The organism is Skermanella sp., assembly GCF_059503625.1.
In genome coordinates this window covers 1-11,168 of the sequence record NZ_JCACHA010000713.1, presented here as the reverse complement: position 1 = coordinate 11,168, position 11,168 = coordinate 1, and the positions used below count along the sequence as shown (strand labels likewise).

At 63.9% G+C, this 11,168-nt stretch carries 7 protein-coding genes; 5 read left to right on the top strand and 2 right to left on the bottom strand.

Going from position 1 to position 11,168, the window contains the following annotated elements; genetic code table 11:
- From AC5JJ6_RS23910 to AC5JJ6_RS23900, 3 genes are all read left to right on the top strand, one after another.
- A partial coding sequence (locus tag AC5JJ6_RS23910) for an amidohydrolase family protein (protein ID WP_496044457.1) occupies positions 1-1,543 on the top strand: 1,543 nt, incomplete at its 5' end.
- 107 nt (positions 1,544-1,650) lie between these two features.
- A complete protein-coding gene (locus AC5JJ6_RS23905; RefSeq protein ID WP_496044456.1) occupies positions 1,651-2,304 on the top strand; it encodes a sugar transferase in 654 nt (217 codons plus the stop codon).
- Positions 2,305-2,397: 93 nt separating this feature from the next.
- Positions 2,398-2,577, top strand: coding sequence for a hypothetical protein (locus AC5JJ6_RS23900; protein WP_496044455.1), 180 nt, complete (start codon positions 2,398-2,400; stop codon positions 2,575-2,577).
- A 443-nt stretch (positions 2,578-3,020) separates the two neighbouring features.
- On the opposite strand, the gene AC5JJ6_RS23895 is transcribed toward AC5JJ6_RS23900, so the two are convergent.
- Both AC5JJ6_RS23895 and AC5JJ6_RS23890 read right to left on the bottom strand, forming a co-directional pair.
- A complete protein-coding gene (locus tag AC5JJ6_RS23895) occupies positions 3,021-4,451 on the bottom strand; it encodes a TRAFs-binding domain-containing protein (RefSeq protein ID WP_496044454.1) in 1,431 nt (476 codons plus the stop codon).
- Positions 4,452-4,560: 109 nt separating this feature from the next.
- A complete protein-coding gene (locus AC5JJ6_RS23890; RefSeq protein WP_496044453.1) occupies positions 4,561-6,486 on the bottom strand; it encodes a CHAT domain-containing protein in 1,926 nt (641 codons plus the stop codon).
- Between the two features lie 551 nt (positions 6,487-7,037).
- Here AC5JJ6_RS23890 and aceE point away from each other — a divergent pair.
- Both aceE and aceF read left to right on the top strand, forming a co-directional pair.
- The gene (aceE, locus tag AC5JJ6_RS23885; protein ID WP_496044452.1) at positions 7,038-9,701 is read left to right on the top strand and encodes a pyruvate dehydrogenase (acetyl-transferring), homodimeric type; all 2,664 of its coding nucleotides are present in this window, start codon (positions 7,038-7,040) and stop codon (positions 9,699-9,701) included.
- A 53-nt stretch (positions 9,702-9,754) separates the two neighbouring features.
- Positions 9,755-11,083 (top strand): dihydrolipoyllysine-residue acetyltransferase, encoded by a 1,329-nt coding sequence (gene aceF / locus AC5JJ6_RS23880; protein WP_496044451.1) that lies wholly within the window; start codon positions 9,755-9,757, stop codon positions 11,081-11,083.
- Positions 11,084-11,168 lie beyond the last annotated feature (85 nt).

Genomic DNA, 11,168 nt, shown 5'->3' with positions numbered 1-11,168 from the left:
CATCATGGGAGACCTCATCGTCCAGGCCCGCTGGGTCGTCACCGGCACGGCGGACCGCCATACCCCCGTCGTGATCGACCGGGGCGCCGTCCTGTCCAAGGACGGCGTGGTATCGGCCACCGGCACGCTCGACGAGATGAAGAAGCTGGCGCCGGGCGCCACCGTCAAGATCTACCCGAACCACGTCATGCTGCCGGGCTTCGTCAACAGCCATCACCATGTCGGATTGACCCCGTTGCAGCTCGGCTCGCCCGACTATGCGCTGGAGCTTTGGTTCGCCGGGCGGATGCCGGCGCGCAAGATCGACCTGTACCTCGACACGCTCTATTCCGCCTTCGAGATGATCGCGTCGGGCGTCACCACCGTCCAGCATATCCACGGCTGGATGGCCGGCGGCTACGGCGCGATTCACGGCGCCGCCAGCAAGGTGCTGAACGCCTACCGCGACCTCGGCATGCGGGCGTCCTATTGCTACGCGGTCCGGGAGCAGAACCGGCTGGTCTACGAGGCCGACGAGGAGTTCTGCGAGAAGCTGCCGAAGCCGCTCGGTCCCGAACTGCTGACTTACCTCAAGTCGCAGGCGATGCCGTTCGCCGACTTCCTGACCCTGTTCGACCAGTTGACGGAGGAGAACCGCGGCCAGCGCCTGACCCGCATCCAGCTTGCTCCGGCCAACCTGCACTGGTGTACCGACGACGGCCTGCTGGCGCTGAACGAGAAGTCCAAGGCGGCCAACGTGCCGATGCACATGCACCTGCTGGAGACGGCGTACCAGAAGGAATACGCGATGCGCCGCACCGGCAAGACCGCCGTCCGGCACCTCCACGACCTAGGCCTGCTCGGCCCGCGCATGACGCTGGGCCACGGCGTCTGGCTGACCGAGGAGGATATCGACATCACGGCGGATACCGGCACCTGCATCTGCCACAACTGCTCCTCCAACTTCCGCCTGCGCTCCGGCATCGCGCCGCTGAACCACTACGAGAAGAAGGGCGTCACCGTCGGCATGGGCCTGGACGAGGCCGGCATCAACGACGACCGCGACATGTTGCAGGAGATGCGGCTGGCGCTGCGCGCCCACCGGACGCCGGGGATGGACGACGACGTGCCGACCTGCCCGCAGGTGCTGCGGATGGCGACCGAATCAGGAGCCAAGACCACCGCGTTCGGCGAGGAGATCGGCCGGCTCGATCCGGGCCGCTACTTCGACGCCGTGCTGATCGACTGGAACAAGGCGACCTACCCGTACCAGGACGACGACGTGCCGATGCTGGACGCCGTGATCCAGCGCGCCAAGACCAGCGCCGTCGATGCCGTCTATATCGACGGCGACCTGGTCTACGCCGATGGGCGCTTCACCCGGATCGACCGCGACCAGATCCTGGCCGAGATCGCCGAAACGCTGTCCAAGCCCCGCACCCCGGACGAACTTGCCCGCCGCGAACTGGGCCGCGCCGTGTTCCCGCACGTCAAGGCGTTCTACGACGGCTACATCCGGGAAGGGGAGGGGAAGCCGTTCTACACCCAGTCCTCAGCCTTCTGAGTTGACCGTCGCCGTGAAGCCTGTAACGGGCTTCACAGCGACGGCGGGCGGCGGTCGTTAATGTCTTGGTAACGAAGCAACACGCCACCCCACCGGAGAGGCCTTGAATGTCACTGATCGAAGTCCAGCCCCGGCACGCGGCCAGCCTCTCCGGTTATGCTCCCGTCAAGCGCCTGTTCGACATCGCCGCCGCCGTTTCGCTGCTGATCACGCTGCTGCCGCTGCTGCTCCTGATCGCGGCGGCGGTGAGGCTGGAGACGCGAGGACCGGCGCTGTTCCGTCAAGCGCGCTGCGGCGCCGGCTCTAAGACCTTCCCGGCGCTGAAGTTCCGCACCATGCATGTCGACGCCGAGGCCCGCCTTGCGGAGATACTGGCCGCCGACGCCGATTTGCGGCTGGAGTACCAGCGCCATCACAAGCTGCGCGACGATCCCAGGATCACCCGCCTCGGCCGCATCCTGCGGCGCACCAGCCTGGACGAGCTGCCGCAGCTCTGGAACGTAGTGACCGGCGACATGAGCCTGATAGGTCCGCGTCCCTACATGCCGCACGAACTGACGCCGCATCCGGCGGCCCGGTCGGCGATAGCCTGCGTCAAGCCGGGCATCACGGGCCTGTGGCAGGTTTCAGGCCGCCATCGGACCACGTTCGAGGATCGCCTCGGCTACGATATCGCCTATGTCGAGCGCTACTCGCTCCGGCAGGACATGGTCATTCTGCTGCGGACGGTGAAGGTCGTTCTCACGGCCGACGGCATCTGAAAGCGCTGGGACATCGGCGGGATTGGAGACAATTTGCCGGAACAGCTGTTGTCGTTGCAGTCGAAATAATCTGAGGGGGGAGCGATGACTCCTTTGTACCGGACCATCCTTCATGCCTCCGGCGGTACTTATTACCAGGGAGAGCCCATTTCCCTCGCCGATGCCCAGATGATGCTGAGCAACGATATCGCCGAGGGCAAGGTCGAGGTCGGCGCTTTCTTGAAGATCGACGAGGATGCTTTGATCCTTGAGCCGGCAAATGCCAAACCATAATGGGAAGTCACCGACTGCCCAGCTCTTTTTCCTTTTACCTTTTTTTTTATCTTACAAAATAATCGTGCGAGAGCATGATTGTCGCAATCTATGACGGCAACTTTCAGGTGTAACCGTATATGACAAAAAAGGGCCCCTTCTGGTTGCGAATGCTGATCATCATGGTTCTTTCCTTGTTCGCCTGGGCGATCATGATCTTGTTTGCGGCACTGATATGGAGTGTCGGTAAATTTTTACTCCTGGATTGGCTTCGCCGCCCGATCCCGAGATAAAATTTCGATGGGATGGTCATCAAAGGTCACTAAATCGAGCCGAAGGTCACTGATTCCGATCATGACGTCACTATCGGCCGTCACAGGCACGCGCTTCGATTGCTTATCATAAGTTTTTGCAGGGATTCCGGGTGTTGGCCGGGAGCGTTATAGCAGATCGGTTGCGGAAATTCAATCCGGCAACCGGCTCGCAGCCACTTGGCCGGCGGCTGCCGCCAACTGCTCCTCGATCGTCCGGATCCAGTCGGCGGGGATGCCTCGTTGCACGCGGACATCCCAGATTAGCCGGAGATTGCGGGCGGAAGTTTCCGGTTCCCACGGTTCGCGTACCGCTGCCAGGGCGCTGGTCAGCGCGTCCCGCGCCGCTACGGCGTCGTTGGCCAGCACCGCCAGTTCCAGCAGCGTGGCATGGTCCCAGTAATCGGGGCTCCTCCCGGCAAGCCGGCGCTTGACCGCATAGCGCACGACCGGCAGCAACTCCGCCTGCCGCGGATCGACGGGATCCATCATTTCCATCAGGGTAACGGCGTTGACGCCGGGATACGCGTCACGCCAGTCGGCTTCGAAACCGGCCAGATAGGCGGCGATCGCATCGTGCAGATGGTCGAAGGCGGCAGGCTCCCCGTTGCTGAGCGCCTCCTCCCAGCGGTCCTTGTGGATGCGCCCCAGGATGCCGTTGGTTTCGCTGGATGGCCCGCGTTCGGCGATCAGATCCTCGATAACTCTCCGTGCATCGCCGGGACGTCCGGCACGGTTGAGGGCGAAGCCGAGCTGCTCCCGGACCAGGGTGGTGCATCGCAGTTCCGGCGCCATCCCGGCGGCAAGCCCGATCATGTGCCCCCAGGCTCGCACCGCGCGATACGACAGGAGGAGATCGACGACCAGCGCGGGGTCTTCGTCGGCAACGCTCATCCGCGCTTCCAGGGCCGCCAGGGCTTCGACCCCCGCGGCACGGGCGATGGCCATTTCCTCCTTGCGCTCACTGTCATAGGCGACCCGCTGGCGGAACACGTCGGTCTTCAAGCGGGCGATGTCAGGCGGCGTGAAATCGGAAAGGAGCCGATACAGCGGACTGTCCACGCGGGACAGCGGGCTGTCCACGCGGGACAGCGGGCTGTCCACGCGGGACAGCGGGCTGTCCACGCGGGACAGCGGGCTGTCCGCGCCTTGGCTTCCGCAATCCTTCAGTCGCCGCAAGAGGGCCGCGACGTTATGGCCGGCATCCGACGGCCGCCCGGCGGCATCGATGGCATAGGGCAGGGCGAGCAAAGCCTCGGCATCTAGGGGAAGCGGTGCGCCCTCGCGGAAGAGCAGGACGGTCGAACTCGGCCGGACGCCATGGCGGATGCCCAGTTCATAGCAGACGGCCGGGTCCGCTCCGGTCAGATCGGCGATCATGACGTCGCACAGGATGAGACGTTCCAGCATGGGCTTGTGGACGACCCCGCCGGCATGTCCCTCATCGGCGCGGATCGGCTCGAGCCCCGCGGCTTCGATGGCCGGCAGGACGATCTCGGCATAAACGGCATCGAAATCGATCTCGCGGCCTTTACCGTCGCGCTTTCGGCCGAACGGCATCATGACGAAGCACAAGGAACCCATGGGACTTCTTTCTAACCTGATGCGCCGGCAGTGCGGCAAAGCCCGAAAATCCCGACCTGTCGAACAGAACTGGATTGCAATGTCGATGCCGGGCTGAAGAGGCCCGACATCAACGCGCCGACAGGTCGGAACTTTCCGCCTTCGGTGTCAGACTGCCGAACAGCTTGCCAGCCTCGCCGGTCAAATCCAAGCCGGGACCGAAGAAACCATTCTCCGTCGTCCACCAATACCGATAGCGCCACAGTTGCCGCAGCGTAGATTCGATAGGGAAACCGTCCTTGGCGTGCATCCGCGTCCGGTCGACCAGTTGCTTCAGGGCGTCCGCCGCACGGTCAAGCATCTCCGGCTGCCCGGCCAACGGTGCCAGGAGATAGGTTTCGGCAAGCGTGCCGGCAGCCCAGTAATCGGTGGGATCCTCCATCGCGATCTTTGCGGCGGCCAGAGTGCCGAACCAGAACTCCCGGTCTTCGATGACTCCGGCGATCGCCGCGGACAGCGCGAGCATCTGCACGCCCGACCAGTGATGCGACATGTTTCGGCGAAACGCCTGCCGATACCAGTCATGGCTCCGCGCGAGCGCATGCTTCATCTCGGCGTGCCGTTCAGCCGTGCGCTCGACCTCCCACAGGCGGAAATGCACTTCGGCCAGCCGTTTCTCGGCGCTCCCGAGGAGGCCCAGGTTCTCCTCCAGCACGCCCTTGCGTCCGCTGGCCTCGGCATGCCCGCGGCGATGCTCGAGCCGTTCGATCCGGTCCCGGATCTGCGTCCCGATGCCGCCAAGCACCCTTGGACTCGGAACGCCGCTCGGACCAGGGTTCGTGACGACATAATCGAACCAGTGCTGAGCGGTGCGCAAGGAAGCCAGATCGGCTTCGAGAGCCACGTCGATCAGATGGTCGGGATAGGTATCGGGCAGCCGGACGTAACCGACCAGACCGGCCCAGTCATGGCCGATCCGGGCGCGCTGCTCGTACAGGCTGCCGCGCGCCGAGTGCAAGGCGGCCCTGACGTCACTGCCCCGGAACAGCGAGGCAAAGAAGTGCTCGACGAACAGGGTCGAACCGGAAACGGTGATGGGGAACTGGCAGCAGACCACCACGGGAATGCCGGCGCCGTGAAACGTCTGGGCCAGGCTGAACTTCGGCAGGATGGTGTTCGTCTCGTTCCCGCCATGGCACGCGGCGAACGTCACGACGCAGACATCGTCGAGGATCGGCCGCATCGCATCGACGATCCGGCTCCCCTCGACCGCATCGATCTTTCCATCCGACTTACCATGCAGGGCAAGTCCGTAACGTAGGTCATAGCTTGGGCCGATGGCGATGCCATGGGCAAGGAAATGAGCATGCGTGAACGGCTTGCCGCTATCGGCCGCTTCCTTGCAGACCGCCCGGATGCTGTCGAGGCTTGCCTCTTCGATGATCGTCAGGATCCCCGCCTCGGGCGGGGCAGCCTGAGGAAGCCCCTTCGGAGGTTCGATCCAGGGTCTCAGCGCGTTCTTCAAGGCCGCTACGTGCCGGTCGGCGGGGATCTTCAAATTGGACGGCGCCGCCGCTACGAAGAGCACGCGCGGCTTGGCCCGCCAGCGCGTCAGGCGATGCTCGCACTCCAGCCGGTTGCGCCGGGTGATCTCGATATCCCGATCCGTCCTGGCGAACAGCCATCGTCCCGCGCCGTCCTTCGCCAGTTCGAAGGGCAGGGCCGCAAGTTCCCCGGCGCTCAGGACCAGATCGATCTGCACCGGCGTCCCCGGCGATCCGATGTCCTCCAATTCCAGGACATCGGTCACGACGGCGCTCAGCGCTTCCAGCGCCTGTGCGCGGACATGGGGATTAGCGTCGGAATTCAAATCCTGGATGTGGTGATAGAATTGAACCTGATCGAGAGGGACGTTGAACTCCCTGACCGGCTTGTCGCCGACTTGCACCATATAGGAGAAGTCGGGGCGGAACATTCCCTGGTCGGGTCCGTGTCGGAGCAGTTCGATCCGGATGCTGGTGTACCGGCTTGAACCATAAGTTGTGAATTTTTTCATGATTATTCAATCACCGATACACTTCGTGTAATTTCATTCCCTATTTTATCGTATTTATATCCAATGAACTCAAGATTTAATGTTTATGTTTAACGGGATGCCAAAGATGGCGGATAACAGCCGGGAACCGGTGACGGTGGCGATGTTCGCCACTACGCCTCATCCTGCCCAGGACATCGTGCTTTCAGCCGGGTTTTCGGAGTAGCATTCTCCTTCCGAATACCATCCGAGACAAACGCGCGGCTTCAGTTGTTGCTTCCGAACCGATGTCCTACTCGCCAGCCGAGTCGAGACCGGTCGTGCGTCCGGAAATCCGGACATAAAAGCAACCCTTTGTCCGAACTATCAGAAAGATCCTTCTGTTTATCACGCAACAAGATTAGAAAGTTACTTGTTCGTTAACAGGTTAGCTTTCGACCCGCAGCTCAACGTCCATTGGCACAGATCATGCTGACATACCTGTAGGAACCCGCAGTTCCTTGGGTTAGCCGATACAGAAGAGCTTCAAGCCTTTTCTCCGAAAGAGGCTGAAATAACGAGGGGGGACATCAATGAACAAGATCAGCGACAATGATCCGTTGGAAACTCAGGAGTGGCGTGAAGCTCTTGCTTCCGTGCTGGAATTCGAAGGCCCGGACCGGGCGCACTTCCTCCTGGACGAGTTGTTCACCGAAGCCCGGCGCAAGGGGACGCCGGTGCCCTATTCGGGTACGACACCCTATCTCAACACGATAGCGCCCGACCGCGAGCCCCGGCATCCAGGCAACCGCGCGATCGAGCACAAGATCCGCTCGCTGATCCGCTGGAACGCGCTGGCCATCGTGCTGCGCGCCAACAAGGAGTCGTCGGAACTCGGCGGCCACATCGCCAGCTTCCAGTCGGCGGCCACCCTGTACGATACCGGTTTCCAGCACTTCTGGAACGCACCCACGGACAAGCACGGCGGCGATCTGGTCTATATCCAGGGACACTCGTCACCCGGCGTCTATGCCCGCGCCTTCCTGGAAGGCCGCTTGACCGAGGAGCAGTTGCTCAACTTCCGCGAGGAAGTGGACGGCAACGGGCTGTCGTCGTACCCGCACCCGTGGCTGATGCCGGACTTCTGGCAGTTCCCGACCGTGTCCATGGGCCTGGGGCCGCTGATGGCGATATATCAGGCGCGCTTCCTGAAATACCTGCACCATCGCGGTCTTGCCGATACGGCGCCCCGCAAGGTCTGGGCCTTCATGGGCGACGGCGAGATGGACGAGCCGGAGAGCCTGGGCGCCATCTCGCTCGGCGGGCGCGAGAAGCTGGACAACCTCGTCTTCGTGATCAACTGCAACCTCCAGCGCCTGGACGGTCCGGTACGCGGCAACGGCAAGATCATCCAGGAACTCGAAGGCGACTTCCGGGGAGCGGGCTGGAACGTCATCAAGGTCCTGTGGGGCAGTTCCTGGGACCCGCTGATCGCGGCGGACACCGACGGGCGCCTGCTGCGCCGCATGGAGGAATGCGTCGACGGCGAGTTCCAGGACTTCAAGTCCAAGAACGGCGCCTATGTCCGCGAGCACTTCTTCGGCAAGGACCCGGAACTGAAGAAGCGCGTCGCCGGCATGTCCGACGAGCAGATCTGGAGCCTGACGCGCGGCGGCCACGATCCCAGCAAGGTCTACGCCGCCTATGCCGCCGCCGTGGCGCACAAGGGCCAGCCGACCGTGATCCTGGCCAAGACGGTCAAGGGCTACGGCATGGGCGAGGCCGGCGAAGGCCAGAACATCACCCATCAGCAGAAGAAGATGGGCGAGGCGGTCCTGAAGGAGTTCCGCGACCGCTTCAGCCTGCCGGTCACCGACGAGCAGATCAAGGACGTGCCGTTCGTCAAGCTGGCCGAGGACAGCCCGGAGATGGCCTATCTGCGCGAGCGCAGGGCGGCACTTGGCGGCAGCCTGCCGTCACGCCGGCGGAAGTCGGAATCGCTGCCGATCCCGCCGCTCTCGACCTTCGAGGCCCAGTTGAAGAGCACCGACGGACGCGAGATCTCCACCACCATGGCCTTCGTCCGGGTGCTCAACACGCTGCTGCGCGACAAGCAGATCGGCAAGCGGATCGTCCCGATCGTGCCGGACGAAAGCCGCACCTTCGGCATGGAAGGCATGTTCCGCCAGTTCGGCATCTTCAGCCAGGTAGGCCAGCTCTACCAGCCCGAGGACGCCAAGCAGCTGATGTACTACCGCGAGGACAAGAACGGCCAGATCCTTCAGGAAGGCATCAACGAGCCGGGTGCGATGTCGTCGTGGATCGCGGCGGCGACGTCGTACAGCACCAGCAACACGCCGATGATCCCGTTCTACGTCTACTACTCGATGTTCGGGTTCCAGCGGGTCGGCGATCTCGCCTGGGCCGCCGGCGACATGCGGGCGCGGGGATTCCTGATCGGCGGCACTGCGGGACGCACCACGCTGAACGGCGAGGGTTTGCAGCACGAGGACGGCCACAGCCACATCTTCTCGTCGGTGATCCCGAACTGCGTGTCGTATGACCCGACCTTCTCGTACGAGGTCGCGGTGATCATCCAGGACGGCCTGCGCCGCATGTATGCCGAGCAGGAGGACGTGTTCTATTACCTGACGGTGATGAACGAGAACTACGAGCACCCCGCCATGCCGGAGGGGGCCGAAGCCGGCATCCTCAAGGGCATGTACCTGTTCAAGGAAGGGCAGGGGGCGAAGAGCGAAGCGCGCCGGGTCCAGTTGCTGGGCAGCGGCACGATCCTGCGGGAGGTCATCGCGGCGGCCGACCTGCTGGCGGAGGACTGGGGCATCGCGTCGGATATCTGGAGCGTGCCGAGCTTCACCGAGCTTCGCCGCGACGCGATCGACGCCGAGCGCTGGAACCTGCTGCACCCGACCGAAGCGCCGCGCCAGAGCCATGTCGAGAAGTGCCTGAGCGGCCGGGGCGGGCCGGTAGTGGCGGCGACCGACTACATCAGGCTGTTCGCCGACCAGATCCGGACATGGGTGCCGGGACGCTACCGGGTGCTGGGCACCGACGGCTACGGCCGCTCGGACTACCGCCGCAAGCTGCGCCACTTCTTCGAGGTGGACCGCCACTGGGTCACCGTCGCGGCGCTCAAGTCGCTGGCCGAGGAAGGGGCGATCGAGCCCAAGGTGGTGGCCGACGCGATCCTGAAATACGGGATCGACTGCGAGAAGCCGAACCCGATGACGGTCTGACCGGTGACGGTTTGAAACGGGCGCTGAAGTAAGAAACGGGGAAGGAAACGACGATGACTGCCATGACCGAAGCCCGAGCGACAGGCACGACACAGGTGAGCGTGCCCGATATCGGGGACTTCAAGGACGTCCCGATCATCGAGATCCTGGTCAAGGAAGGCGACGCGATCAACGCCGAGGACCCGCTGCTGACGCTGGAATCCGACAAGGCGACGATGGAAGTGCCGGCTCCATCCTCCGGCACCGTGGAGAAGATCCTGGTCAAGGTCGGCGACAAGGTCAGCGAGGGCACGCCGATCCTGACGTTCAAGGGCGGCGACGGCGCCATGACCCAGCCGCCCTCGCTGGTCAGCCAGCAGGAGCCGCCACCGCAGGCCCAGCCGGTGGCGGTAGCGAACACCAACCCGCCGCCATCCCAGGCGGCGGCCTCCGCCGAGCGGGGAACCGGCGCCACGACGTCAGGCGCGCCCGATTTCGGCAACGTCCACGCCAGCCCCAGCGTGCGCCGGGTGGCGCGGGAACTTGGCGTCGACCTGACCAAGATGAAGGGCACCGGCGAAAAGGGCCGCATCACCAAGGACGACGTGCTCAGCTTCCTGAAAGGGCCGAGCGCCGCGCCGGCGGTGGCCGCACCCTCCGGCGGGTCCGGGATCCCGGACATCCCGGCGGTCGACTTCTCCAAGTTCGGGCCGATCGAGACCAAGCCGCTGCCGCGCATCAAGAAGCTGTCCGGACCGCACCTGCACCGCGCTTGGCTGAACGTGCCGCACGTCACCCACAACGACGAGAGCGACATCACCGAGATCGACGCCTACCGGAAGGAACTGGACACCGCCGCCAAGGAAAAGGGCTACCGGGTGACGCTGCTGGCCTTCCTGATGAAGGCGGCAGTCTCGGCGCTGCGGGAGTTCCCGGAGTTCAACGCCTCGCTGTCGCCGGAAAAGGACAGCCTGATCTACAAGAAATACTACCATATCGGCATCGCCGCCGACACGCCGGAGGGTCTGGTGGTGCCCGTCATCCGGGATGTCGACCGCAAGGGCATCCACGAGCTGAGCAAGGAGCTGGGCAGTGCGTCCAAGCGGGCGCGCGACGGCAAGCTGAGTTCGGCCGACATGCAGGGGGCGTGCTTCACGATCTCCAGCCTGGGCGGCATCGGCGGCACCAGCTTCACGCCGATCGTCAACGCGCCGGAGGTGGCGATCCTGGGCGTCGTCCGCTCCAAGATGGCCCCGGTGTGGAACGGCACGGAGTTCGTGCCCCGGCTGATGCTGCCGGTGTCGCTGTCCTACGATCACCGGGTGATCGACGGAGCGCTTGCGGCGCGCTTCTCACGGCATCTCTGCCACGTGCTGGAGGATGTCCGCCGGCTGGTCCTGTGACCGCCGGTACCGTCCCCCAATAGACTGGAGAGCTGCCCATGAGCATGATCGAGATCCGCATCCCCGATATCGGCGACTTCAAGGA